The organism is Actinoplanes sp. NPDC051405, from assembly GCF_055586185.1.
In genome coordinates this window covers 380,655-406,081 of the sequence record NZ_JBVJIR010000006.1, presented here as the reverse complement: position 1 = coordinate 406,081, position 25,427 = coordinate 380,655, and the positions used below count along the sequence as shown (strand labels likewise).

The 25,427-nt window shown below is 71.7% G+C and carries 21 protein-coding genes; 7 read left to right on the top strand and 14 right to left on the bottom strand.

Annotation, left to right across the window (positions count from 1 at the left end):
* Nucleotides 1-46: 46 nt before the first annotated feature.
* Nucleotides 47-700: a response regulator gene (locus tag ACZ6S4_RS16445; protein ID WP_465475736.1), complete on the bottom strand. Its 654-nt coding sequence runs from the start codon at nt 698-700 to the stop codon at nt 47-49.
* The gene (locus tag ACZ6S4_RS16440) at nt 697-1,872 is read right to left on the bottom strand and encodes a sensor histidine kinase (RefSeq protein ID WP_465475735.1); all 1,176 of its coding nucleotides are present in this window, start codon (nt 1,870-1,872) and stop codon (nt 697-699) included. Before ACZ6S4_RS16440 ends, ACZ6S4_RS16445 begins: the two co-directional genes overlap by 4 nt.
* A 98-nt stretch (nt 1,873-1,970) precedes the next feature.
* Between ACZ6S4_RS16440 and ACZ6S4_RS16435 the strand changes: the two genes are divergently transcribed.
* Complete coding sequence (locus tag ACZ6S4_RS16435; RefSeq protein WP_465475734.1) at nt 1,971-2,912, top strand: alpha/beta fold hydrolase; 942 nt, start codon at nt 1,971-1,973, stop codon at nt 2,910-2,912.
* 70 nt (nt 2,913-2,982) lie between these two features.
* Here the strand turns inward: ACZ6S4_RS16435 and ACZ6S4_RS16430 are convergent, their stop codons facing one another.
* Both ACZ6S4_RS16430 and ACZ6S4_RS16425 read right to left on the bottom strand, forming a co-directional pair.
* Complete coding sequence (locus tag ACZ6S4_RS16430; RefSeq protein WP_465475733.1) at nt 2,983-4,263, bottom strand: epoxide hydrolase family protein; 1,281 nt, start codon at nt 4,261-4,263, stop codon at nt 2,983-2,985.
* Nucleotides 4,264-4,296: 33 nt separating this feature from the next.
* Entirely contained in the window at nt 4,297-5,508 is a 1,212-nt protein-coding gene (locus tag ACZ6S4_RS16425) for an epoxide hydrolase family protein (RefSeq protein ID WP_465475732.1), read from the bottom strand.
* A 306-nt stretch (nt 5,509-5,814) separates the two neighbouring features.
* Between ACZ6S4_RS16425 and ACZ6S4_RS16420 the strand changes: the two genes are divergently transcribed.
* The gene (locus ACZ6S4_RS16420) at nt 5,815-6,510 is read left to right on the top strand and encodes a type 1 glutamine amidotransferase domain-containing protein (protein ID WP_465475731.1); all 696 of its coding nucleotides are present in this window, start codon (nt 5,815-5,817) and stop codon (nt 6,508-6,510) included.
* Nucleotides 6,511-6,532: 22 nt separating this feature from the next.
* Complete coding sequence (locus tag ACZ6S4_RS16415; protein ID WP_465475730.1) at nt 6,533-7,336, top strand: MBL fold metallo-hydrolase; 804 nt, start codon at nt 6,533-6,535, stop codon at nt 7,334-7,336.
* Nucleotides 7,337-7,377: 41 nt separating this feature from the next.
* On the opposite strand, the gene ACZ6S4_RS16410 is transcribed toward ACZ6S4_RS16415, so the two are convergent.
* Entirely contained in the window at nt 7,378-9,204 is a 1,827-nt protein-coding gene (locus tag ACZ6S4_RS16410; RefSeq protein WP_465475729.1) for a CocE/NonD family hydrolase, read from the bottom strand.
* A 45-nt stretch (nt 9,205-9,249) separates the two neighbouring features.
* On the bottom strand, nt 9,250-10,110 hold the full coding sequence (locus ACZ6S4_RS16405; RefSeq protein ID WP_465475728.1) for a helix-turn-helix transcriptional regulator: 861 nt from the start codon (nt 10,108-10,110) through the stop codon (nt 9,250-9,252).
* Nucleotides 10,111-10,224: 114 nt separating this feature from the next.
* Between ACZ6S4_RS16405 and ACZ6S4_RS16400 the strand changes: the two genes are divergently transcribed.
* Together ACZ6S4_RS16400 and ACZ6S4_RS16395 are read left to right on the top strand one after the other, a co-directional pair.
* The gene (locus ACZ6S4_RS16400; protein ID WP_465475727.1) at nt 10,225-11,187 is read left to right on the top strand and encodes an SDR family oxidoreductase; all 963 of its coding nucleotides are present in this window, start codon (nt 10,225-10,227) and stop codon (nt 11,185-11,187) included.
* A 90-nt stretch (nt 11,188-11,277) separates the two neighbouring features.
* The gene (locus ACZ6S4_RS16395; protein ID WP_465475726.1) at nt 11,278-12,081 is read left to right on the top strand and encodes a maleylpyruvate isomerase family mycothiol-dependent enzyme; all 804 of its coding nucleotides are present in this window, start codon (nt 11,278-11,280) and stop codon (nt 12,079-12,081) included.
* A gap of 26 nt (nt 12,082-12,107) precedes the next feature.
* Here the strand turns inward: ACZ6S4_RS16395 and ACZ6S4_RS16390 are convergent, their stop codons facing one another.
* Nucleotides 12,108-12,488 (bottom strand): PPOX class F420-dependent oxidoreductase, encoded by a 381-nt coding sequence (locus ACZ6S4_RS16390; protein ID WP_465475725.1) that lies wholly within the window; start codon nt 12,486-12,488, stop codon nt 12,108-12,110.
* A gap of 50 nt (nt 12,489-12,538) precedes the next feature.
* Here ACZ6S4_RS16390 and ACZ6S4_RS16385 point away from each other — a divergent pair, with 50 nt between their 5' ends.
* Nucleotides 12,539-12,658, top strand: a complete 120-nt coding sequence (locus tag ACZ6S4_RS16385; protein ID WP_465475724.1) for a hypothetical protein — start codon at nt 12,539-12,541, stop codon at nt 12,656-12,658.
* A 50-nt stretch (nt 12,659-12,708) separates the two neighbouring features.
* On the opposite strand, the gene ACZ6S4_RS16380 is transcribed toward ACZ6S4_RS16385, so the two are convergent.
* A complete protein-coding gene (locus tag ACZ6S4_RS16380) occupies nt 12,709-15,600 on the bottom strand; it encodes a GH92 family glycosyl hydrolase (protein ID WP_465475723.1) in 2,892 nt (963 codons plus the stop codon).
* A gap of 116 nt (nt 15,601-15,716) precedes the next feature.
* On the opposite strand from ACZ6S4_RS16380, the gene ACZ6S4_RS16375 reads away from it, so the two are divergent.
* Nucleotides 15,717-18,959 carry a GH92 family glycosyl hydrolase gene (locus ACZ6S4_RS16375; protein ID WP_465475722.1) on the top strand — a complete coding sequence of 1,081 codons (3,243 nt, stop codon included), beginning with the start codon at nt 15,717-15,719 and terminating at the stop codon, nt 18,957-18,959.
* Between the two features lie 41 nt (nt 18,960-19,000).
* Here ACZ6S4_RS16375 and ACZ6S4_RS16370 read toward each other — a convergent pair whose 3' ends face one another.
* The 6 genes from ACZ6S4_RS16370 to ACZ6S4_RS16345 form a co-directional block, all read right to left on the bottom strand.
* Nucleotides 19,001-19,780, bottom strand: coding sequence for an FkbM family methyltransferase (locus ACZ6S4_RS16370; RefSeq protein WP_465475721.1), 780 nt, complete (start codon nt 19,778-19,780; stop codon nt 19,001-19,003).
* Complete coding sequence (locus ACZ6S4_RS16365; protein ID WP_465475720.1) at nt 19,777-20,514, bottom strand: CDP-alcohol phosphatidyltransferase family protein; 738 nt, start codon at nt 20,512-20,514, stop codon at nt 19,777-19,779. Before ACZ6S4_RS16365 ends, ACZ6S4_RS16370 begins: the two co-directional genes overlap by 4 nt.
* A 118-nt stretch (nt 20,515-20,632) precedes the next feature.
* The gene (locus ACZ6S4_RS16360) at nt 20,633-21,346 is read right to left on the bottom strand and encodes a hypothetical protein (RefSeq protein ID WP_465475719.1); all 714 of its coding nucleotides are present in this window, start codon (nt 21,344-21,346) and stop codon (nt 20,633-20,635) included.
* 2 nt (nt 21,347-21,348) lie between these two features.
* The gene (locus tag ACZ6S4_RS16355) at nt 21,349-22,257 is read right to left on the bottom strand and encodes a hypothetical protein (RefSeq protein WP_465475718.1); all 909 of its coding nucleotides are present in this window, start codon (nt 22,255-22,257) and stop codon (nt 21,349-21,351) included.
* Between the two features lie 14 nt (nt 22,258-22,271).
* Nucleotides 22,272-22,679 carry a hypothetical protein gene (locus ACZ6S4_RS16350; protein ID WP_465475717.1) on the bottom strand — a complete coding sequence of 136 codons (408 nt, stop codon included), beginning with the start codon at nt 22,677-22,679 and terminating at the stop codon, nt 22,272-22,274.
* A 2-nt stretch (nt 22,680-22,681) separates the two neighbouring features.
* The coding region (locus ACZ6S4_RS16345) for a CHAT domain-containing protein (RefSeq protein WP_465475716.1) at nt 22,682-25,427 on the bottom strand (2,746 nt) is incomplete at its 5' end.

Below are 25,427 nucleotides of genomic sequence, written 5' to 3'. Positions count from 1 at the left end.
CCCTCACCGCCACGTCCAGCCGGCGATCGACCGCTGAGGCGAGGGGTCACCGGGCCGAGAGGCCGGCTGCTTTGGCGAGCAGGCCGGCCTGCGTACGGTTGGCGCAGCCGAGCTTTTCCAGGATCTGCGAGACGTAGCCCTTGACGGTGGTCTCGGACAGGAAGAGCCGGTCGGCGATGCCCGCGTTGGACAGGCCGTCGCCGATGCCGGCCAGCACCTCCCGTTCCCGCGCGGTCAGCGACGTCAAACGCCCGCGGGCCCGGTCACGCTCGTCGGCCGCGGTGGCGGTCACCGCGACCAGGCCGGCCGCCGCCACCGGGGACAGCACCGTGTGGCCCCGCGCCGCGACCAGGATCAGGTCGACGAGCTCGTCCGGCGGGGTCGATTTCACCAGGAAACCGGCCGCTCCCAGGCGCAACGCCTCCAGGACGTACCGGTCGGCGTCGAAGGTGGTCAGCACCAGCACGGCCGGTGGGTCCGGCAACGCGCGGATCCGGCTGGTGGCGGCCAGTCCGTCGACTCCCGGCATCCGCAGATCCATGAGTACGACGTCGGGCCGTGACCGCACGACTGCCTCCACCGCCTCCGCGCCGTCGAGGGCCACGCCGACCACCTCGATCGCGGCGGACGCGGACAGGATGGTGGTCAGGTGCTCGCACACCATCGGCTCGTCGTCGGCTATCAGCACCCGTACCGTCATCCGGCCACCCGGGTGGGCAGGCCGGCCTCGAGCCGGAAGCCGCCGGTGCCGTCCGGCCCGGCGTGCAGTGAGCCGCCGATCAGCTCGATCCGCTCGCCCAGTCCGGCCAGGCCGGTGCCGCCGCCCTGGGTCAGCGGACGGCTGCGGGACGCGGGGGCGTCGTTGTGCACCACGATGTGGGTGCGGTGCGGGTCGTAGGAGACCTCGACCTGCACGGTGGCGGTCCAGGCGTGCCGGCGGGCATTGGTGAGCGCCTCCTGCACGACCCGGTACGCGGTCCGCCGGGTCACCGGCGACAGCCTGGACGCGTCGCCCTCCTCGGTGAGCCGCACTGCCTGCCCCACCCGGCCGGCGTCCTCGACCAGCTCGGCCAGCGGCGGCGGCACGACCTCGGTGAGCGGTGGGGCCGCCACCGCAGGCGCCCGGCGCAGCACCCCGACCAGCTCGCGCAGCTCATCGAGCGCCCGGACGCCGTCGGCCCGCAGTCCGTCGGCGGCCGTGCGGGTCGCCGGATCGGCCGCCTTCGTGGCCAGCGCCCCCGCCTGCAGGGTCATCAGGGTGACCCGGTGCGCGACCAGGTCGTGCAGCTCCGCGGCGAGCCGGTGCCGCTCTTCGGTGCGGGCCTGCTCGGTACGCCACCACTGCTCCCGCTCAGCCCGTTCGGCGCGTTCGGTCAACAGGTGCAGCCGCCGGCGGCGGGCCGCCAGCCACAGGCCGAACAGCGGCGCGACGGCGTTGTGCAGAAGCCCGTTGGCGATGAACCCGGCATCGGGATCCCACGGGCGGGTGCCGAGCACGGTGAGCACGCCGATCGCGGCCCACACCCGCGCGGCCCGGGCCGCCGGGATGCCGCGCTCGGTGATGTTCTCCACCGAGACGGACAGGGCGAGCGGCCCCCACGCGCTCACCGACAGCAGCGTCTCCGGCAGATTGCCCGGCGCGGCCAGGGCGAGCAGGGTCTGGACGGCGACCGACCCGGCGATGACCAGGCCGGTGCCGACCGGCCGGCGGCGGCGCACCAGAACGACCGGCGAGGTGACGAGCTGGACAACGGCAACGGCCACCACGAAACCGGTGCCCGCCCCGGGCCCGGCGACGACCACGGCGAGCGCCCCGCCGACCGCGGCGGCCGCGCCGAGGACGGCCAACAGCAACGCATCGATGGCCTTCATATCGATGACGCTACTCATGGCCCGAACCTACGAAAGTAGGTGTGGCTGCCTGCTTTCTCAGCTGGTGCCCGGTGTGCCGGCGGCGCTGCGATGGAGGCATGACTCAGATGACACGCCGCAACGCCCTCGGTGCCGCCGTCGCATTGGCGAGCCTGGGCTCGACGGCCCACCTCAGCAAGCCCTCGGCGGCGCGCCGGGTGACCACCATCGTGCTCGTGGCCGGGGCCAACGGCGGTCCGGGCGGCGACGCCGAGCTCACCCTGCGCGGGCACCGGACGGTGGGCGTGGAGCTGCCCGGCCACAACCCCGGCGACGGTCAGTTCCGCCGCGCCTACCAGGAGCCGCAGGACCTGGCCGCGCTGGCCACCGAGCGCTCACCGATGGCCGGGATCACCCTCGACGACTACGTCCGCGCGACCGTCGCGGTGGTCCGCCGGGCCGCCCGTAACGGACCGGTCGTGCTGTGGGGCGGCAGCATGGGCGGCGCCACGCTCAGCCGGGCCGGCAACGAGGTGCCGCACCTGATCGACCGGCTCGTCTACAGCTCGGCGTTCTGCTGCGTCGGCCTGCGCAGCGTCGGCGATTACCTGGCCACGCCGGAGGCGGCCGGCACGCTGCTGTTCGACCTCGGCGGCGCGGCCCTCGCCGACCCCGCCGTGATCGGCGGGACGCGCACCAACTTCCGCACCGCCGACCCGGCCGTGCTGGCCAAACTCAAGGAGGCACTGTGCGCGGGCGCCACGGACGCCGAGTTCCTGGCGATGCTCAACGGGATGTCCCCGGACGAGTCGGCGCAGGCGCCTCTCGACGACGCGCGCGGGCACCGGGACACGTGGGGCCGGATCCCGCGCACGTACATCCGGCACACTCGCGACCGGTGCATCCCGCTCGCCCTGCAGGACCGGATGATCGCCGAGGCCGACGCGCTGACCCCGGACAACCGGTTCGACGTGCGATCGGTCGCCACCTCACACGCTCCCGACGCCGCCGGCTGGCGGGCCACCGTGGAGATCGTCGACGGGCTCGTCCGGGGACGGTAGAAGCCGGCAGGCGGGCGCGGCGACGCCACGGCAGCTACAGCAAGCGTGCCGACAGCGCCGCCGGCCCCGGTCAGCGGAACGACCGGAAGGCCGCGCGCAGCTCCTGAGTGAACAGTTGCGGCTCCTCCCAGGCCGCGAAGTGCCCACCCCGCGTGGCCTTGCCGTAGTGCCGGAGAGTCGGATAGCTCGCCTCGGCCCAGCTGCGCGGCGCCTGGAAGATCTCCCCCGGGAAGGCGCTGAACGCGACCGGTACGGTCACCGGCGCCTGGGCGTGGCCGGCGGTCTGCGCTCTCTCCCAGTACGCGCGGGCGGCTGACTCCCCGGTGCCGGTCAGCCAGTAGACCGAGACGTTGTCGAGGACGTGCTCGCGGGTGAGGTTGCCCGCCGGCGGGCCGCCGCGGAAGGCGCGGGAGATCTTGAGGTAGCTGTCGGTGTCGTGGTCGAGCATCCAGGCCGCCAGGGCGACGGGGGAGTCCAGCAGGGCGTAGCCGATCGTCTGCGGCCGTGTCGACTGCTCGACCAGGTAGCCCCGGCCGGACGTGGAGAAGGTCTGGAGGGCGGCGGCCGCGGCCTTCTCCTCGGCCGTGTTCTTCGGCAGGTTGCCGGTGCCGGCCAGCGCCGGGACCAGCAGGTTCAGGTGGATGCCGAGCAGTCCCGGCGGTGCCAGCCGGCCGAGGTTGTCGGTGACGGCGGCGCCGACGTCACCACCCTGGGCGACGTAGTCGGGGTAACCGAGGCGGCGCATGAGTTCCGCCCAGGCGCGGGCCGTCCGGTTGGTGTCCCAGCCGAGCTCGTCGGGTTTACCGGAGAAGCCGTAGCCGGGGATCGACGGCAGCACCAGGTGGAAGGCGTCCGCCGCGGTGCCGCCGTGCGCGGTCGGGTTGGTGAGGGGGCCGACCGTCTCGAGCAGTTCGACGATCGAGCCGGGCCAGCCGTGGGTCATCACCAGCGGCAGGGCGTTGCGGTGCCGCGAGCGTACGTGGACGAAGTGGATGTCCACGCCGTCGATCTCGGTCTTGAACTGCGGGAGCGCGTTGAGTTTGGCCTCGAACCGGCGCCAGTCGTAGCTCGTCGCCCAGAACCGGGCGAGCGCCTGGGCGGTGGCCAGTTGCACGCCCTGCGAGCGGTCGGCGACGAGCTCGCGGGACGGCCAGCGGGTTGCGGCGACGCGGCGGCGCATCTCGGCCACCTGCTCGCGCCGGATCGCGACCCGGAACGGGCGGATCCCGGTCCGGGCGGTGGACGGGGCCGCGGTCGCCGGCGCGGGGCCGAGGGCGGCGGTTGCGGCGACGGTGACGCCGGCGGCGAGGCCTCCCTGCAGCAGTTGGCGTCGAGTGGGCTGGGAAGTCATCGGTATCCACCTCGTGAGTTGTGAAGGTCCATGTCAATTTCCGGTGCGCAGCGGGCGGAACGCGGCCCGCAGCTGGGCGGCGAACAGGTCCGGCTCTTCCCAGGCGGCGAAGTGGCCGCCCCGTTCGGCCTGGCCGAAGTAGTTGAGGGTCGGGTAGGACTGCTCGGCCCAGCTGCGCGGCGTCCGCCAGATCTCACCGGGGAACGTGCTGAAACCCACGGGAACCCGGGGGTCCGGCAGCGGCGGGCGGCCCGCGGCGGGCGCGTCCGGCCCGTACGCCTCCCAGTACGACCGGGCCGTGGACGCTCCGGTGCCGGTCAGCCAGTAGGCCGTGACGTTGTCGAGAATGTGGTCGCGGGTCAGGTTGCCCGCGGGCCGGCCGTCGACGAACGCGCCGGCGATCTTGTAGTACGCGTCGGTGTCGTGGTCGATCATCCAGGCGGCGAGCGCGGCCGGCGAGTCCAGCAGCGCGTACCCGATGGTCTCGGGCCGGGTGGCCATCTCCACGAAGTAGCCGTTGCCGGTGGTCTGGAAGACCTTGATCGCGGCCAGCGCCGCGCGTTCCTCCTCGGTGTCGTCCGGCAGCGAGGCCGGGTCGTTGAGGGCCGGCACCAGCAGGTTGGTGTGGATACCGATCAGCCCCGCCGGGCCCAGCCGGCCGATCGCGTCGGTGACCCCGGCGCCGACGTCACCGCCCTGCGCCACGTAGCGGTCGTAGCCGAGCCGGCGCATCAGCTCCGCCCACGCCCGCGCGGTGCGCACCAGGTCCCAGCCGACCTCGGCCGGTTCGGCCGAGAAGCCGTACCCCGGCAATGAGGGCAGCACCAGGTGGAACGCGTCGGCGGCGGTGCCGCCGTGCGCGGTCGGGTCGGTCAGCGGGCCCACCGAGTCGATCATCTCGATGATGGATCCGGGCCAGCCGTGGGTCATGATCAGCGGCAGCGCGCCCGGGTGCTTGGACCGCACGTGGACGAAGTGGATGTCCACACCGTCGATCTCGGTGGTGAACTGAGGAAGCGCGTTCAGCCGGGCCTGCACGCGCCCCAGGTCGTACTTGCTCGTCCAGTACTGACCCAGCGCCTGCATCGTGGCCAGTTGCACCCCCTGGGAGCGGTCGGCGACGAGCTCGCGGGTCGGCCAGCGCGTGGTCGCGAGGCGGCGGCGCAGGTCGTCGAGCGCTGCCCTGCGGAAGTGGACGGTGAACGGCCGGATCGCTTGTCCGGCTTGCTGTTCGAGCGTGGTCATGGCACGCACACTGCCTTTCGGTCGGAATCCCGATGTCCCACCAGCCTCACGAGGCCCGGGTGCGTCGCGCACCCGTGAGATGCCCTGGTCGACACGTCCTGGGGTGCGGACGTTCCCTGGCCACGACCGTGGTGCTGGGCAAAACAGCAGGTCAGAGCCCGCCTGCCCACGGGTTCTCGGAGACGGGCGACCGTGAAGGGGCCGGACCGGGTCCCAGGGTGCCGCCCCGGGGGTTTCACCGGCGCGACGCGGCACCCAGGAGCGCGACCCTGGTGCCAAGTGCAGGGACCAGAAGGAGGACGGGCGATGGCGAAGGTGCTTTTCGTGGTCTCAGGGGCCACGTACCTCGTGCTGAGGGACGGCACGCGATGGGCGACCGGGTATTGGGCCGAGGAGTTCGCGATGCCGTACCGGGCGCTGACCGAGGCGGGTCACGAGGTGGTGGTCGCGACGCCCGGCGGCACCACGCCGAACGTCGACATGATGAGCCTGCGGCCGTCGATGGCCGGTGGCGAGCAGGGAGCTCTGGAGCTGGAGGAGATCATCCGGTCGGCCGAGGTCCTGCGGCGCCCGTTGCAGTTGTCGGACGTCCGCCTCGAGGACTACGACGCGGTCTACCTGCCCGGTGGGCACGGACCGATGCAGGACCTGGCCGTCGACGCCGACGCGGGCCGGTTGCTGACGGCGGCCCTCGCCTCGGGCAAGCCGCTGGCCATCGTGTGCCATGCCCCGTCCGCGCTGCTGGCCACCCGGATCCATGGCGAGTCGCCGTTCCGGGGCTACCGGGTGACCGCCTTCACCAACGAGGAGGAGGAGGCTGTCGGCCTGGCTTCCCGGTGTCAGTGGCTGCTCGAGGACGAGCTGAGGGACAAGGTCGGCGTCGAGTTCAGCCGGGGCCCGGTCTGGGAGCCGTATATCGTGGAGGACCGAAATCTGCTCACCGGCCAGAATCCACATTCGGCTGCCACGCTGGCCGAACGACTGCTGCAGATTCTCGGCTGAGGCCGCCCGCAGGGGGTTGATCATGACAGGCGTGCTCGCGCGGCAGGACTGTGCCGCCACGGTCCTCGGCGGTCCCACCGTGGTCATCGATGTGGGCGGTCTGCGGATCGTCGTGGACCCGACGTTCGATGCCCCGGGCACGCACGGCTATCTGACCAAGGTGGCCGGCCCCGCCGCGACCGAAGCGGAGCTCGGCGCCGTTGACCTCGTCCTGGTCAGCCACGACCTGCACCCGGACAACCTGGACGACCGCGGCCGGGCCGTCGCGGCGGCGGCACCCCTGGTGCTGACCGGCCCGGCCACGGCCGGCCGGCTGGGGCCGCCCGCGGTCGGGCTGCCCACCTGGGCCGAGCAAGCGGTGCCACGCGGCGACGGCGGCGGCGATCTGACGGTACGGGCGGTGCCGGCCGTCCACGGCCCCGAGGACGGCGAGCGTGACGCCGACGGCAACGTCAACTGCGAGGTCACCGGGTTCGTGCTGTCCGGCGCCGGCCTGCCGGTCATCTACGTCAGTGGCGACAACGCGTCACTGCGGGCGGTGGCCGACATCTCCCGGCGCGTACCGGATATCGACGTGGCCGTGCTCTTCGCCGGGGCGGCCCGGGTGCCGGCGAAGTTCCGCGGCCGTCCCCTGACCCTGGACAGCCGCCGGACCGCCGCGGCCGCCGCGGTCCTCGGCGCGGGCATCGTGATCCCGGCGCACTACGACGGCTGGGCGCACTTCTCGGAATCCGCGACGGACCTCGAGACGGCATTCGACGAGGCCGGGCTGTCCTCGGTGCTGCACCTGCGCGATCACGGGACCTGGGTGTCCCTGCGACCGTGACTGTAAGCACTGTGGAGCGCCCGGCCTCATCGATCGCTCGTTCAGTGCCGATCGGGCACGGCGAGCGGGAAGGTGCCCTCACCCACGCCGGTGAGAGTGCGGGTGTACTGCCTCAGGTAGGTGTCGAGGAACGGTGACCGGTCGCCCTGGGTCGGGACGTCGTACCGGGGGTTCTGCAGGGCCAGACCCAGCCGGGCCCGGCTGATCCGGATCGTGTTGCCCGACGGTGTGTCGAGCCAGCTCCCGCTGCCGATGGTGCCGACCTGGACCCCCAGCTGGTGACCCACCGCGAAGGTCCAGTCGGTGGATTTCAGGTCGAACGCCACCCGGCCGGCCCGTTCGATCAGCGAGACGTTCTCGTCGAACATCACCGCGGTCCCGTCCGGAGCGACGTCCCACAGCCGCACCATGACGTTGCCCGGTGCACTGGCGTGCAGCGTGATCCGCGGTGTGGCGGTGATCCGTACCCGGGACCTGACCGGGGTGGACCAGCTGAAGTAGCTGTGGGCGTCCGCGGCCGCCGGCATCGGTGCGAGGCTTCTCGTGGCGGGCGGAGCCGGGTCAGTGGCGTGTTCCATGTCCCACTGCTGGCCGGCGGGTGCGGCCGGTGCGGCCAGTGTCGAGGCGACGCCGTCGTCGACGTACTGCCCGTCGGACAGGCGTGCGGCGGTGTACGACGACGGGGCCGGCCAGGTCGGCTGGGCCCGCCACGCGCCGGTGTTGTCCTCGATGGCGTACGCGGGGTCCTGGACCGACGGCCTGATGCCCTTCAGGTAGCGGTCGTAGAAGCGCATGACCTCGGCGAAGAAGCCGGCGCGGCCCATGAGCAGCTGTCCCTGCTGGTTGGTCTCGTTGCCGCGCACGTGCTCCCACTGGCCCAGCCAGCCCCGCTCCACACCGCGGTGGTTGTCGAGGTATTCCTCCATGTCCTCCGGCTTGGTGTTGTTCTCGATGAAGCCCTGGGTGACGAACAGCGGGGTGCTCGTGCCCTTGGCCTGCGCCGCGAGGTTGCGGGCGCGCCAGTACCGCGAGCCGAGGTCGGGGTTGTTGTTGTTCGTGAGGTTGTCGGCCAGGCACTCGGGGTGGGCGCTCTCGTAGGCGGCGTTGGCCTGGTAGCGCTCGGTGTCGTCGGGCAGTGGCTCGATCGTGGCGATGCTGTTGTAGGCGTCCGGTGTGGCGGTCACGTTGGGCCGGGGGACACCGTTGCTGAACAGGTAGTTGTACATGTTCCACACCGGTTCCTGGGCGACGACGGCCTTCAGCGCTCCGAGTCGCAGGTTGTTGCCGACCAGGCCGGTCACCGCGTCGTACGACTTGCCGTACATGCCGACCTTGCCGGTCGACCACCGCTGCGAGGCTGCCCACTGGATCGCGGCCTTCACGTCCGCCTGCTCGCCGGGGCCGACCCAGTCGAGGCAGCCGGTGCTGCCGCCGAAGCCGCGCAGGTCGACCATCACGTACGTGTAGCCGCGGGCGAACAGGTTCGTACCGCTGGTGAAGTCCGCGAACCGGTTGGAGGGACCGGTCCGGTCCCAGCCCTGCGGCCCGGTCTGGCCCGCATGGCTGAAGTAGGGACCGACGGCGAGGATCACCGGTGTCCGGGCGTGGGCCGGCAGGTTGGCCGGCCGGAGGACGTCGGCGTGGAGCTCGACGCCGCTGCGGTCAGCGGACGGGAAGTACTCCTCCGTCCACACTGCGCCCTCGGGAACCCGGGGGTTCTCCTCGTGGGTGACGCCTCCTGGCGCGGGCGCCTGGACCGGCGCCTGCGGCGGAGGGGCAGCGGTCGCCGCCGTGCTGCTTACCGCGAGAGCCGCAATCGTGATCAGTGCGCCGGCCGCAGCGGTTGAAGTCCGCCTGCGAATGTTCATCTGACCTCCCCGAGCGATAGAGCAATGTCTCTGCGTAGCTCGACGCTAGCGTGTCCGCCCGGGGTTGGGCTGCCTGCTGAGCGGGCCGATGACCGACAGCAGCTGGAGCTTGTCGTAGCTCTCGGTGCCCGGCACGGCGGTGTACACCAGCAGGGAATGCGACTGGTCGGGGTCGAGCAGCGCCTGGCAGCTGACCTCGAGGCCGCCGACAGCGGGGTGCACGAAGCGTTTGACGTGCTGATACCCGATGCCGATCTCGTGGTCGTTCCACACCGTGCGGAACTCCTCGCTGCGTTCGAGCAGCAGGTGCTGGAGGTGCGCGGCCCACGACTGCGGCCCCCGTACGGTGACCACCTTGCGCAGGCCCGAGGCGAAGACCCGCGAATGCAGCTCGTGGTCGTCGGGGTGGTACAGCGTGCGGTAGGCCGGATCGGTGAACCACCGGTAGCCGATGCTGCGGGCCGGGCCGCGGTAGCGGGTCATGTCGCCGGTGAGCGCGGCACCGAGCGGGTTCTGCCGCAGCGTCTCGCCGAGTTCGGTGACGATCTCCGCGGGGGTGTCGGTGAGACGGTCGAAGATGCGCAGCATGCCCGGGCTGATGTGTTCGCTGCTCGGGCCGGTCGTGGGCGGGTGGTGCCCGGCGAGGCGGAACAGGTGGTCACGTTCCTCCCGGGACAGGTGCAGGCCCTGGGCGATCGAGGCGATCAGGCGATCCGACGGGTGCGGTCCGCGCTCGCGTTCCAGCCGGCTGTAGTAGTCGGTGGAGAGGTGGCAGAGCGCGGCGACCTCTTCGCGGCGCAGTCCGCTGGTGCGGCGGCGCTGCCCGCGCGGCAGACCGACGTCCTCGGGCTGCAACGACTCACGGCGGCGGCGCAGGAACTCGGCGAGTCCCGCCCGATCGATCATGGTTGAGTTCCTCCAGGGTCGGCGGTCCTGCTTCGTTATACCGCTCACCGGCGGGCCTCAGCCTCGGATTGACAGGCCGTGGATAAGCCGGTTCCGGACCCGCATCCTGAAGTCATGTCACGTACCCCATCAAGCACTCCCGTTCCTGACCTCTCCGGAAAGCTCGCCGTCGTCACCGGGGCGAGCGACGGCGTCGGTCTCGGCCTCGCCACGCGGCTCGCCGGGGCCGGGGCCGAGGTCGTCCTGCCCGTCCGCAACCGGCGCAAGGGCGAAGCGGCCGTCGCGCGGATCGGGCAGCAGCACCCGCAGGCCACGGTCTCGCTGCGGGACCTCGACCTGTCATCGCTGGACTCGGTCGCCGCGCTGGGCGCCACGCTGCGCGATGAGGACCGCCCGATCCACATCCTGGTCAACAACGCCGGCGTGATGACCCCGCCCGACCGGCAGACCACCGCCGACGGGTTCGAGCTCCAGTTCGGCAGCAACCACCTCGGCCACTTCGCGCTCGTCTCGCACCTGCTGCCCCTGCTGCGGGCCGGCCGCGCGCGGGTCACCTCGCAGATCAGCGTCGCCGCGAACCAGAACGCCATCAACTGGGACGACCTGAACTGGGAGCGGTCGTACCAGGGCGGGCGCGCGTACAGCCAGTCGAAGATCGCCTTCGGCCTGTTCGGGCTCGAGCTGGACCGGCGCAGCCGGGCCGCGGGCTGGGGGATCTCCAGCAACCTGGCCCACCCGGGCATCGCGCCCACCAGTCTGCTGGCCGCCCGCCCCGAGCTCGGCCGGGCCCGCGACACCGCCGGCGTGCGGATCATCCGGGCGCTGTCCGCCCGCGGGCTCATCGTCGGCACTCTGGAGACGGCTCCGCTGCCCGCTTTGCTGGCCGCGACGACCCCGGACGCCGGTGGCCGGTTCTACGGGCCCAGCGGTCTCGGCCACCTGGGCGGCGCGCCCGCCGAGCAGGACCTCTATTCGCGGCTGCGCGGCGAGGACGACGCCCGCCGCATCTGGGACATCTCCGAGGACCTCACCCGCTGCGGCTTCCCGGCGGCGGCCGGTAGGACCCGCGGCAAGTAGGCAGGTCACCGAATTTTCAGAGGTCACCGATTAGTTCGACCGGCCCGCCGAGTCGACCAGAGCAACGGAACCTTCGGAGAGGACAGTTCCATGATCGAGCTCAACCCTGATCAAGCCCGGCGCGCGATCGTCGAACACACCCGTCGTCTGGCGGACTCGGCCGCGGCGGCCGGGTCTGGCGTTGCCGTGCCGACAACGCCCGGCTGGACCGTCGCCGATCTGGTCGAGCACGTGGGCCAGACCCAGCACTGGGTTGCGGAGATCATCGAGCGGCGCATCACGGACCCCGCCCAGCTGCCGACGGAGATGGCCGTGCTCCCCGCCGACCCGGGGGAGTGGCAGGCGTGGCTGTCGCAATCGGCGCAGCGGGTGGCGAGCGCGTGCTCCGATGACGCGCTCGACGCGCCGGTGTTCAACGCCGCGGGCGACGAGCGGTCCGGGACGCGGTTCTGGATGGCCAGCGTCCTCAACGAGACGGTCGTCCACGGCTTCGACGCGGAGAACGCGGCGGGCCGGCCGGTGGACGTCGACGCCGGCATCGCGGCTCCGCTCATCAGCAACCACTTCGCCATGCTCACCTCCCCGACCTGGGAGATGCTGCGGTCCGAGTCCGCCCACGCCATCCGGGGCACCGGGCAGACCCTGCAGTGGCTGGCCACCGACCTCCCGGACGACGCGGGCGCCTGGTTCGTCGAACGGCGGCCCGGCGGGGCGACGTGGCAGCCGGGAACCCGGCCGGCCGATGTGACGGTGACCGGCCCGGCCGGATCGCTGCTGCTGACCCTGACCCGGCGACTTCCGCTCACCGGCGGCGAAGCCACCGGCATCAGCGTCGACGGCGACGCCGGCCTGGTCCGGCACTGGCTCGACCACACCGCCCATGTCAGTGACTGACGATGCAGCGCTGGGCCGGGGTGGGCTCAGAGCCGGATGGCGATCCCGATCATCGGCGGGCGGCGCAACCGCAGCAGCTTGGCGACCGCGTTGCCGAGCCGGGAGGTGACGTACCGCTGGCCGAGCAGTTTGCGGGCGTCGGCCGTACCGGCCTCGTCGAGGAGCCGGGCCGTGCCGGTGGCGCTCGGGGCCCCCGGTTCCACCTTGCCGCGGAGACTGCAGACCGTGACGACGACGTCGGGGTTGCGGCGGATCCGCTTGACCTTCCACGCCTCGGCCTCGGAGACGATGATCAGCTCGTCGCCGTCCGGCACGTGCCAGACGGGGGTGGCCACCGGCGTGCCGTCCTTGCGGTAGGTCGTCAGGCTGACGTACTTGCTCCGGCGGATCTCCTGCGGCACGGTCATCGACCGATCCTATCGACCACACAACGTCGCGCGTCGTAGCCGGCTTCTGGTTGGTCGCGGCGCACGGAACTCAGGCGGACTGGGTCCGCAACCTCCAGGTCCATCCGGCGGTACGGGTGAAGATCGGCCGCAGCGGCCGTATCAGTGGGACGCGGCTCTGGGCCGGCTGATGGGTTCGAGCCCGTTGACCGTCCGCATCGACCTGCGACCGCGATGAGGGTCATTGCAGGGTGAGGGCGTACAGCTTGATCCGGGTGTCGTCGGGCAGGGTGACCGACCGCAGTTCCTTGCCCGGGTCGACGGCCACACTGACGCCGAAGAGGTTGACCGCCGGTCCGTCGGTGCCCTGCCCGGCCTTGATCCGGTGCGGCATGGCCAGCACGGCCGAGCCGGTGGCGCACCAGTCCGGAACCGTCACGGTCGTCGCGGCGGTGCTGCCGTCGGCGTAGCGGACGGTCACCGTGCCGGGCACCGGGCCGTGGTTGGCCGCGACGACGAGCCGCAGGGTGCTGCGCCGGAGCGCGGGCAGCGGCAGCGTCTGCCGGCCGGCCGCGACGAAGTTCTTGGCCGTGCCGCCGGGCGGCGGGGCGCTGTAGGTCACGCCGGCCCAGCTCACCGAGCCGGCCGCCGGCAGCAGGGCCGCGTCGTAGCTCCAGCCGCCGCCGTCGAAGTTGCCTTCGCCGGTCGCCGCGGTGGTGGCGGTGCCGTCCGTGTTGCGGGCTGAGGTGACGTCGACGCCGCACTGGGTGCCGGAGGTCAGCAGGCATGCCGGGCTGTTCACCGACGGCGGTTGGTCGGCCGCGGCCGTGCCCCAGCTCGACGCCGCCGTGCCGACGGTGTGGGCGATGGTGCCGCCGCGGGCGACGGTCGGCCAGGTGAGCCAGTTCGCGTTCTGCGCGCGGCCGTTGACCTGGACGGACTGGACGTAGCGGCGGGTGTCGCCGACGTCCGGCGCGGTGATCGTCAGGGTGCCGCCCTGGTCGGTGTGGCTGCCGATCCGCACGGTGGCCGAGGGGAACTGCGGGCTGCTCACGGTCAGGAAGTTGGCGCCGCTCATGGTCGGGTAGAGGCCGAGGGACGAGAAGACGTACCAGGCGCTCATCGTGCCCAGGTCGTCGTTGCCGGTCATGCCGTCCGGGCCGGTGGTGAAGAGCGTCATCGCGGCGCGGACCACGGTGGCGGTCTTGGCCGGGGCGCCGGCCCAGTGATACAGGTACGGCGCCAGCAGATCCGGCTCGTTGTTCGGGTTGTACGTCGCCTTGCCGTAGTAGTCGTACGGCGCGGTGATCCAGTCCGTACGCGCGGTCCCGGCCGGGTCGGTCAGCAGTTTCGGGTACGCGAAGAAGTCGTCCAGCCGCTTCTCGGTGGCCGGCCGTCCACCCATCAGCGACACCAGACCGGCCGGGTCCTGCGGCACCAGCCACTGGTACTGGTACGCCCCGCCCTCGTGGAACTGGTGACCGGCGTCGACCGGGTTGTACGGCGTGACCCACGCGCCCGAGGTGGTGCGCGGCCGGAAGTGCTTGATCGAGGCGTCCCACAGGTTGTGGTACCACTGCCCGCGGGTGGCGAGCGTCCGGGCGTCGTCGGTGCGGCCCAGCGCGGTGGCCATCAACGCCAGTGAGGCGTCCGCGGCCGCGTACTCCAATGTGGCCGAAGCGGGGTGGACGCAGTCGTTGTCGCCGCCCTGGTGGGCGCAGTCCGTGCCCACCGTCAGCCCGGACGGCATGTAGCCGCGGTCGCTGTAGTAGCCGTTCCCGCTGCGCCCGTTGTACGGCGAGCCGGCCGGCGGCCGTCCCAGCGCGTTGGTCCGCAGCAGGGTGTACGCCTCCTGCTCGTACCCGGCCAGCAGGCCCTTGGACCAGGCCTCGACCAGGAACGGGGTGACCGGGTCACCGGTCATGATGTTGGTCTCGCTGTTGGCCAGCGCCCAGCGCGGCAGCCAGCCACCGTCACGCCCGATCGCCAGCACGGACAGTGCCACGTCCCGGGCGACCTGCGGCGTCAGCAGCTCCAGCAGCTGGTTCTGCGGCCGGTAGGTGTCCCACAGCGAGAAGTTCTGGTACGGCGTGAAGCCGCTCGCGGTGTGCACCCTGTCGTCGAAGCCCATGTACCGCCCGTCGACGTCGCCGGCGACGTTGGGGTGCAGCAGCGAGTGGTACAACGCGGTGTAGAAGGCGCTCTGCCGGTCGGCCGTTCCGCCGGCGATCCGTACGGCGTCGAGCTGCTGCACCCAGGCCGCGCGCAGGGCGTTCCGGGTCGCGGTGAAGTCGTACGAGCTGCCGGTCTCGGCCGTGAGGTTCTTCCGTGCCCCGTCCACTCCGGTGTAGGACAGGCCCACCTTCACCACGACGTCGCGGTCGGTGTTGGCGTCGAAGGTGACCCAGGCACCGTTGCCGCCCGCGCCGGCCGCGTCCCGGCTGCCCGGGCTGCGGTTCGAGTCGCGCCAGGTGCCGTAGGAGGCGAAGGGCCGGTCGAAGCTGGCGGTGAAGTAGACGGTGTGGTCGTCCTTGCCGGCGCAGAAGTTGCCGGCGCGTACCCGGCCCTCGACGGTCCGGTCGCCGACGACGTGGATCTCGGAGTCGAAGACGTTCTGGTTGGCCTTGCCGGTGTTGAACAGGACGTTCGCCGCGCCGGTGGCCGGGAAGGTGTACTTCTGCCAGCCGGTGCGCGCGGTCGCGGTGAGTTCGGCGTTCACGCCGTACTTGGACAGGCCGACCCGGTAGTAGCCGGGCGTGGCCTGTTCGTCGGCATGGCTGTACGCCGAGCGGTAGACGTTCGGGTCGACGCTGCTGACGGCGCCGGTGGTGGGCATGATCGGCAGTTCGCCCGCGACGCCGCAGCCGACGCCGGACAGGTGCGTCTGGCTGAAGCCGTAGATGGAGTTCTGCAGGTAGTCGTAGCCGCCCTGGCCGCCGGTGTCGGGGCTGACCTGCACCATGCCGAAGGGGGCACTGGCGCCGGGGAAGGTGTTGCCGAAGTTCTGCGTGCCGACGAACGGCCGCACCAGATCGACCGGCTCGACGGCGGCCTCGGCGGCAGTGCCGCCGGCGACCAGCGTGGCGGCGGTCAGCAGGGCGGCGGCAGCCAGCCGGGGGAGTCGCGATGCCACGAGGGTTGCCTCCGGATCAACGGCGGAAAAAGATGGTGACATCGTTGTCACATGAAGTTAAATGAGTCAATATCTTGGTCAGGACTTCCCGCCTGAGTGGAATGCAGGTCGCCTTCATGAAGCAGAGATTCCTCGCCTGTCTGACCACCGCGGTGCTGATCGCCGGTGGAGTCGTCGCCACCGCGCTACCGGCCTCGGCCGCTCCGGGCGACTTCGTCACCGGGTTCGAGTCCGGCGATCCCCAGCCGACCTGGCAGAACAACGTCGAGAGCAGCGCCGGCATCGGCGGCTACTGCTGCGGGCTCACCGGCATGGAGAGCGCGCCGCGCACCGAGACCGCGCACACCGGCTCGGCGGCGCTGATGTACTCGGGCAACGACACCAGCACAACCTCGTCGTACTCGTACAACCGGGTCTTCGATGTTGAATTGCCGGTCACCGCCGCGACCACCCTGTCCTACTGGGTCTATCCGCAGTCCGGCGGGCACCTCGACGTCGCGGTCGACCTCGTCTTCACCGACGGCACCGCGCTGCGTGACTCCGGCGCCGTCGACCAGCGCGGCGTCCGGGTGCACCCGGCCTTCCAGGGCAACGGCTCCGGCCTCGCCTTCGACCAGTGGAATTTCGTCACCTCGCGGATCGGGGACAACGTCGCCGGCAGGACCGTCGACCGCATCCTGATCGCGTACGACCAGCCGCTCAACACCGGCACCTTCCGCGGCTACGTCGACGACATCGCGATCCAGGCCGGTGGCGCCCCGAGCCGGCTGTCCGACCTGGTCGACACCCGGCGCGGGTCGAACTCCAGCGGCAGCTACTCGCGCGGCAACACCTTCCCCGGCACGACGGTCCCGAACGGCTTCAACTTCTGGACCCCGATCACCAACGGCAACAGCGACAGCTGGCTGTACGAGTACAAGGCCACCACCGTGCAGGGCTTCGGGATCAGTCACGAGCCCAGCCCGTGGATCGGTGACTACGGCCAGCTGCAGGTGATGCCCATGACCGGCGGCGTCAAGTCCACACCGGATGCGCGCAAGTCCACCTTCAAGCACAGCAACGAGGTGGCCCGGGCGCACTACTACAAGACCCAGCTGGACACGTACGGGATCACCGCGGAGATCGCGCCGACCGACCATGCCGGCGCCCTGCGGTTCACCTACCCGTCCGCCGCCGAGTCGGTGCTCCTGTTCGACACCGTCGACAGTGCCGGCGGCTCGATCAACGTCGACACCGCCGCCCGGGTCATCTCCGGCTACGTCGACCACAAGGGTCAGCGGATGTACTTCTCCGGCGCCGTCGACAAGGCCATCGCGGCCACCGGCACGGTCAGCGGGCAGGGAGCGACCACCTGGATCCGCTTCGCGACCACGGCCGGCGAGAAGGTCAACCTCCGGATGGCGACCTCCTTCATCAGCGTGGCCCAGGCCGCGAGCAACCTGAGCCAGGAGATCGGCGGCAAGACCTTCGACACCGTACGCGAGGAAGCGGCGGCCACCTGGGACACGGCACTCAGCAAGGCCCGCATCGAGGGGGCCACCGACGATCGGATGGTCACCTTCTACTCCAACCTGTACCGCGCGTTCATGTACCCGAACAACCGGTCGGAGATGGTCGGCGGGGTCCGCAGTTACCACAGTCCCTACGACAACGCGGTGCACGACGGGCAGATGTACGTCAACAACGGCTTCTGGGACACCGCCCGCGCGGTCTGGCCGCTGTACTCGCTGCTCACCCCGACGCGGACCGGCGAGATGCTCGACGGGGTCGTCAACGCGTACAAGAACGGCGGCTGGACCCCGCGCTGGACCGGCCCCGGCTACATCGACATCATGGTCGGCACCAACCAGGACCTGGCCTTCGCCGACGCCTACGCCAAGGGCGTGCGCAACTTCGACTACCGGGCCGCGTACGCCTCGATGGTCAAGAACGCCAGCGTCTACTCCAGCTCGGGCTCCCGGGGCCGCAAGGGCGTCGAGGTCTCCACCTTCAAGCGGTACGTGCCGACCGACGTGCGCGGGGAGGCGGCCTCCTGGACCCTGGAGGACGCCAACAACAACTTCGGGATCGCGCAGCTCGGCCGGGCGCTGGGCTTCACCGAGGACGCCGACTACTTCCAGAACCGGGCGCTGGACTACGCCAACCTGTACTCCTCGTCGGTCGGCTTCTACCGGGGCAAGCAGAAGTCGGGCGCCTGGCGGACCGCCGACTCGGCGTTCAAGCCCAACGAGTGGGGCTGCGAGTTCACCGAGGGCGCACCGTGGCACTACGCCACCCCGGCCCCGCAGGACCCGCAGGGCATGGCCAACCTGTACGGCGGCCGGGCCCAGCTCGCCAGCAAGATCGACTCGGTCTTCGCGGCGTCCCGGGACTTCCTGCCCGGCTGTTACGGCGGCACCATCCACGAGATGACCGAGGCCTACGACACCAACATGGGCCAGTACGCGCACTCCAACGAGCCGATCCACCACATGCTCTACATGTACAACTACGCCGGCACCCCGGCGAAGACCCAGACCCGCGTCCGCGACGTGCTCACCAAGCTGTACGACTCGGGCGCCGGCACCGGCAACGGCTACCTCGGTGACGAGGACAACGGCCAGATGTCGGCCTGGTACGTGTTCAGCGCCCTCGGCTTCTACCCGGCCCGGATGGGCAGCACCGACTACACCATCGGCGCGCCGCTGCACCCCAGGGCCACCGTCACGCTGGAGGACGGCAAGACGTTCACGGTCAACGCGCCCGGGGTGAGCGACACCAACCGCTACATCCAGAGCGCCACTCTCAACGGCGTCGCGTACACGAAGAACTACCTCACCCACGCCGACCTGATCGCCGGCGGCACCCTCACCTTCACCATGGGCCCGTCCCCGTCGTCGTGGGGCACCGGGGCGAACGACATCCCGGCCTCGATCACCACCGGCAGCGCGGCGCCGCGACCGCTGGCCGACAAGGCCACCGGCGGGACGCTCACCGCCAGCGGCGAGAACGGCACCGCCGAGGGCCGGGCGAACCTGGCCGACGACACCTCGATGACCAAGTGGCTGACCTTCCAGAACACCGCGACCCTGGAATACCGCTTCGCCGGCACCGGCACAGCGGCGGTCCGGCAGTACACCCTCACCTCAGCCGACGACAGCCCGCAACGCGACCCGAAGAGCTGGACCCTGCAGGGCTCGACGGACGGCACGACCTGGGTCACCCTCGACACCCGCAGCAACCTGGACTTCAGCGACCGGCGTCAGACCCGCGCGTTCGTCATCGCCAACACCGCCGCCTATCCCCGCTACCGGTTGCAGATCACCGCCAACCACGGCGCGGCCGAGACCCAGCTGGCCGAATGGGAGCTGCTCGGCTGACCGTCCGGAACGCCCGCAGCCTGCCGGGCCGGTGAGATCCCTCAGCGACCCGGCAGCGCCCGGCAGTAGACGTCGCCGGCGTTGGCCTCGTGGGGGAGGGCCATGATCCGGTCGGCCATCGCCTGCGGACTGACCCAGTCGTCCAGCTCCAGCCGCATGCTTTCCCCCATGGCCAGGTTGCAGAGCACGGCCCCCGACGCTGCCAGCCGTTCCAGGCAGCGCTGCGCCACGTCGCGCTGGATCGTCGTGAACTCGAAGGACAGGGCCGGCAGGGGGTGGCTGAGGCCGGACAGGACCACGTCCTCGTAGCCCTCGACGTCGATCTTCACGAAGGCGGGGGTTCCGTGGCGTTCGATCAGCCCGTCGAGTGTCACAGCCGGCACCCGCATCTCGGCGTCCCAGACCTCCTGGTGCCAGCCGCCGGCGGTGTCGGCGGCCGCCACGAACTCCGTCGACGCGGTGGAGACCGTGGGGTTGGCGGAGTTGACGAACAGCGTGACCGGCGCCTCGGATGCCCCGCACACAGCCTCGACGAGGATCACGTCCGCGTCGTCGGCGTAGATCTCCCGGATGGCGCGGCCGCACAGCGGTTGTGGCTCGACAGCGACCACCCGCGCCCCCAGGCGCCGGAAACTGCCGATCCGGTCGCCGACGTGTGCCCCGATGTCGAACACCAGGTCGCCGGCCTGCACGAACTGCGCGTAAAGGGCGTCCATCGCCGCTTCCTGGCCCGTGTTGCCGTAGTAGTAATCCAGCGATCGGCGGATCCCGGCGTACGCGGGATCGGCCTTGAGCGTCGCTGCACGAGCACTCTGAGTCATGCCTTCCCGCCGGCCGTGGCAAGGGTGCGCCGGTTCCGGAGCCACACGACGTCCGTCCCGAAGGACCAGGTCAGGAAGCCCAGCGCCAGCGCCACGACGATCTGCGCCTGCCAGACGGGAACGAGATCGGCGCTGGCCACGACCAGGACGGCGCCCTGCAGGGCGGCGATGACCTTGCGCACCATCCGCGGCGGCAGCGAGCCCCGCAGCCACGGCCACACCCAGGACGCCGCGACGAACGCGTACCGGAAGAGGCCGATCGCGGCCACCCACCAGCCGAGCGAGCTGGCGACGAAGAGGCTGAGGATGAGCACGAGGACCGAGTCGGCCTCCATGTCGAAACGCGCGCCGAAGGCCGACGTGGTCTTCGTACGCCGGGCCACCTGACCGTCGACCGCGTCCAGGGCGGCCGCGACCGCAGCCAGGCCCACCAGCGTCATCAGCATCGTGCGGCCGGCCAGCGCCTCCGCCACCAGCGCCGCGACGCCACCGGTCAGGGCGAGACGGACCAGGGTGATCGTGTCCGCCGGCCCCCAGCCGCGCGCCCCGGACCGGCGGATCCCCTCGGCCAGCACGGACCAGGCCAGAACGCCGAACGCTGTGCCTGTCGCCCAGCCGATCGCGCCCAGCCCCACGGTCGCCGCCAGCGACATGATCACACCGGCTTGCACGGCGGCACCGAGCCCGGCCGGGTGGATCTGCAGGGTCATCTCGCGACGGGCGAGAAGCGTCATGTGTTCCTCCTGATGAGCGCGCGCCGGAGCGCGCGCATGGTGGCCGTCTCCATCAACACGGCCCACAGCAGTGATCGGTTCACCCCGGACGACGGACAGCCGGGATCGCCGTGGACGATCAGGCCGGCGAACGCAGCGCCAGCCAGCCTGCCACGGTGCCGGGGGAGACGACGATCCGCACCACGTCCCGCTCGTCGGCGATCTGTCCGCCGAAAGCGGGGGTCAGCATGAGCGTGACGCCCCCGTACGCGCGCACCTCGCGGGCGAAGTCGGCGGTGACGTCGGTCGGCCACTGTGAGCTGCCCAGATAGACGATCAGATCGTAACGGCTGAGCGTCGCGTACCCTCCGGCGACGGCTCGGCCCGCGACGTAGCCCCGCAGCGGCCGGCGCATCCCGAGGTGGTGACGCCGGTCGCGGAGCACGTGCCAGTGCCCGGCGTCGTCGCACTCGACGCCCGCCGTCTCCACGGACGGGTTGACCAGCACGGCCGGGCGGGCGAACTCGTGGCCGTCGTGCGCGTCGGGGGAGCCGCCGAACCATTCGTCCGGCAGGAACACACACTGGGTCAAGAATGACGTGACGGCGCTGTCCGCGGGAATCTGCGCGGTCCACTGCGAGCTGCGGCAGCCCTGGTGGTGCAGCGAGACGTGGGCGCCGGTGTCGGCATAGCCGGGCACGTCACAGACGACGAGGGCGGGGGTCGCACCGCGGAAGGGCAGGCCGCAGGTCTGGCAGTCGAGGGCCCACAGGTCTTCGCAGAGCTCCTCCAGGCATGCGTCGCCCAGCCGGGCGCGGATACTCGGGTGCACCGAGATCGCTTCGAGTCCCACAGTCATTCCTCCCGAAAGGTCGGCGAGTCGGTGTCCAGCCCCCGCCACAGATAGGTGGTCAGGCGCCGGCCCTCGCTTCGTTCCTGCCGCGGGTCGGTCGGCAGCGGCCAGCGCAGTTGCCGGTACAGGGCCGGGCGGTGCAGGTCGTACGCGGCCTCGACCAGATCGGCGTAGATCGCGGCGGCGGCCGGAGCGCGCCACCACAGGGCCGCGGCCGCCACCGCCAGACCCACCGGTGCGGCGAGCCAGCTCAGCGCCACGAACGGCAGGAACAGCACGCCCCAGAGGAACAGTCGGGCGGCGCCGTCCAGCCCGGACCGGGCTGCGGCGATCTCCTGGCGGGCGGAGTCCGGCAGCAGGAGCCACAGGTGCGGCCACACGGCCACCGCGTCCAGGCCGTACTTGTCGGCGGGGTGGCTCTCCGCGGCGCGCAGGATGTTGCCCACCGTGGTGGGCATCAGCAGTTCCCGGTCCTCCGGGCGGCGTCGCAGCCGCTGATCGAGCCGGGCGAGTCCGGGATCCCGCATCCCGGCCGGTCCGCTGCTCAGCTCGTCCCAGCGCCGTTCGTCGGCCTGGTAGCGCTGTTCCGCCCGGCCCACCAGGACGGCCCGGGGCCGGCTGAGCCACCGGGGCCAGTAGCCCTCCATCGCCCGGATCACCGGGTAGGTCAGCGCCTGCACCGCGACGCCCGAGCCGGTCACCGCGAGCAGGGCGGCGATCAGCACGGCCAGCTGAACCGGCGCGGGCCGGGCGGCCAGGCTGCCGAGCGGCTGTTCGAGGGCACGCAGGCCTCCGTGCCCGATCAGCCAGGCCGCCACCGCGCCGAGCCAGAAGACGAGGGCCCCGGCGGACACCGTGGCCCAGCGGTCGGCCAGCTTCCCGCCGATCGACGTCCAGAACCCACCCAGCATCCGGTCCCTCCCCGTCAGCCCGGAACCAGCGGCAGCCGGTGCGTCGGGCAGTGCCTGATCGGCTGCCCGACGTGGCGCCGGAACCAGACGTAGTCGCCCTTCGGGCAGGCGTACCGGGTGGCGTCCGGCGGTTGCACGTCTCCCGGCACCGGTGAATAGGTGACGCCCGAGCGATTGCCGGGCCGCAGGTCGGGGGGAAGACGCTGCGGGTCGCGCCGGACGTCGGCGACCCACGCCTTGACGATGCGGTGCCGGCCGATCGCGGCTTCGAGGTCAGCGGTGACGTCCGCGCCCCGGTTGGCGTGGTGCAGCAGGCCGGCGAGCCGTTCGTCGAGGTGGCTGCGGGCCTCGGCGTCGTCGGGCAGCAGGTCGGGCAGGTGCGAGCGCGCCATCCGGGCGGCGTCCAGCAGCGATTCGTCCATCGTCACACTCCCGCGTGTATGTGTGCGGCCCACAGGTCGGGCCGGTCCGGGTCGCGATCGCGGGCCGCCCGCACCGCGGCGTGCAGGGCCGGCGCCGGGTGGCCGGCCAAACCGTCGTAGACCCGCCGGGTGAGGTCGGCCGCCGCCAGGTCCTCGACAGTCCACAGCGTTCCGATGACGTGCGGGAAACCGGCCAGCTGGAACGCCGAGGTGATGTGGATGGCCTCGTCGGTGAGCCGCGCCGACGCCTGGGCGGTGCTGCACGCGGACAGGTAGGCCAACTGGGCCCGCTCCGGGCGCAGCCGGGCGATGTCCAGGACGGTCAACGGCCGTTCGGCGTGGTCGTGCACCAGCAGCCGGCTCGACGACGGCCGTCCGGGCACGCTCACCCCGTGGCAGGCGAAGTGGGCCAGGGTGGCCCGGCGCAGTCCGGCCAGGATGCGGTCCCGGGTGGCCCGCTCGTTGCTGAGCACCACCGCGGCCGGCATCAGCGCCGTCAGGTACTCGATCTCGGCGGTCACTCCGTGCAGCGGGGCCGCTCCCGGCGTCTCGGCCAGGCCGACCAGCAGCGGGTCCGCGTCCGGCTCGTGGTGCCGGTGCCGTCCGCGCAGGTGGACCAGGGTGTGCAGGGTGGAGGTGTAGGACGAGACCACCCGGTCCAGCACCGTGGGCGCGGGCTGCTCGCCGTGGCGATCGTGGTGACCGGCGGCATGCCAGGGCAGCACCGCCAGCTTGCCGGCCGGTGCCCACCACACCCGCTGCGGCACGGTGCCGTCGCAGCCGAGGGCGTTCAGAACCGGCCCGGCCGCCACGTCCCACAACCAGCCCAGTACGTCACTCACGGCCTGGTTCGCCGCGTAGTACTCGGTGAACGGCAGCCCGGGCTGTTCGAAGGTGGCCAGCGCGGCGGAGAAGTCCTGGATCCGCTGCCGGGCCGATGCCCACGTGAGGCGGGGGAGCGGGACATGGCGTACGCCGCTGCTGGTCAGGATGAGCGCGTCGGAGCGCGTCGGCGCTGCGGACAGCATGATGATGGGGCCGTCGGAGGCCTCCGCGAGCAGGTCGCTCAGAGCGGGCGGGAGCAGGAACCGTTCGAACGAGGGCAACTGGCGGATCCGGCCGAGCAGCTGCTGCCACGTCCGGGTGCGCTCCCGCCGGGCCCGGCCCGCCACGTCGGCCGGCTCGTCGGCGACCGCCGGTACGGTGTTCAGCTCCTCGCGGGCCGTCTCGAACTCCGCGGCCACCGCCGGGTACCGCTGCCGGAGGTCGGTCACGTCGCTGCGGGTCTCCAGCGACTGCGCCAGCAGGACGCCGCGGGCCTGTTCGAGCAGCAGCACGGCGCGGTCCGGGTCCCCGGCGTCGAGGGCGGCGGCGCAGGCGAGGGCCGCCAGTCCGGAATATCTGCTCAGGTGGTGCTCCTGGTCGTCGCGGTCCAGGTGCCGAGGGGACAGTGCGGGCAACAGCTCGACCGCCAGGGCGAAACCCTGCATCGCTTCGGGGGCGCGTCCGGCGCGTCCGGCGACTGTGGCCCCGCCGATGGCGGCGTTGACGCGTACGCCGGGACTGCCCTGCGGCTCGGCGGCAGCGGCCTGGAAAGCCTTGATCGCGCCGTTGAGATCTTCCTCGGCCCCGGTGAGCTCGAACCGGGCGGCGAGGGCCGAGCCGAGGTTGTCGTACCCGGCCGACCACATGTGGTGCCCGGCCGGAAGCAGGTCGAGCACCTGCCGGGCCACGTCGATCGCGGTATCCAGATCGGTGGGATTCTGGACGGCCCGGAATCTGGTGCACAACGTGCTGCTCAGTTGCAGCAGGATCATCGGCCGGTTCGGCGCCGGAACCGGCGTCGAGTCGACGGCGCGGCGCAAATCGTCGACGGCCTCGGTGAGCAGCCCCGCATCGCCGGTCCGATGGAACTCGCCGGCCAGGTGCTCGGCGAGTTTGGCCAGCCGGACCGGATGGTACGGATCGTCGCCGGCGGAGATGGCGACGGCCTCGCGGTGCAGTCCGGTGGCGGTCATGGCGAGCCCGGGCCGGCCGGCGCGCCGGCCGTACTCCGCGAGAGCGGTCGCGGTCGCGCTCAGGTAGCCGGGGAGTTCCGGATCGTCCGGGGCCGCCTCGCGGACCACGCGGCGCAGGATGACGGTGGCCTCGCGCAGCACGGCGAGGTCACCGGTGTGGTGGTAGAGGGCGCGCAGTTGCCGACCCAGATTTGCCCCGATCGATGCCCGGCGGCTCTCGTCCACGGCGTCGACCAGCGTGCGGGTGTAGCCGATCGACTCGTCCAGGTCGGTTACGTCGCCGGTCAGCTGGAACCTGCGCCAGAGGGTGGTGCTGAGCCGGTGCAGGGCCACGATCCTGCGCTGTTCGTCGACGTGCTCGAGTTCGCGGCGGGCCGCGTCCACGGCGTACTGCCGGCTGGAAAGATCGTTGAGCCGGTCGCTGAGGACGTACAGCGACTCCGATATGAGCGCGGACTGCGCCTGGCCCAGCTCGTCCGCGGTGCCCGGCTGGGCGACGACTTCCCCCATGATCGCGACGGCGCGCCTCAGGTCGCCGGTGTCGCCCGTGCGTTCGTACCGTTTGCGCAGGTCGAAAGCGAGGATGCTCTGGCGGGCCAGCCGGTCGCGAGGGCCCGGCGCCGGGGCCCGCACCGCCCAATCGGCGCAGTCGACGGCCCCGCCGCGGTCTGCCGCATTTGTTGGCGCGTCGAAGTGTTCGCTCCGGAGGCCGACCAGAGTGATCAGCCGC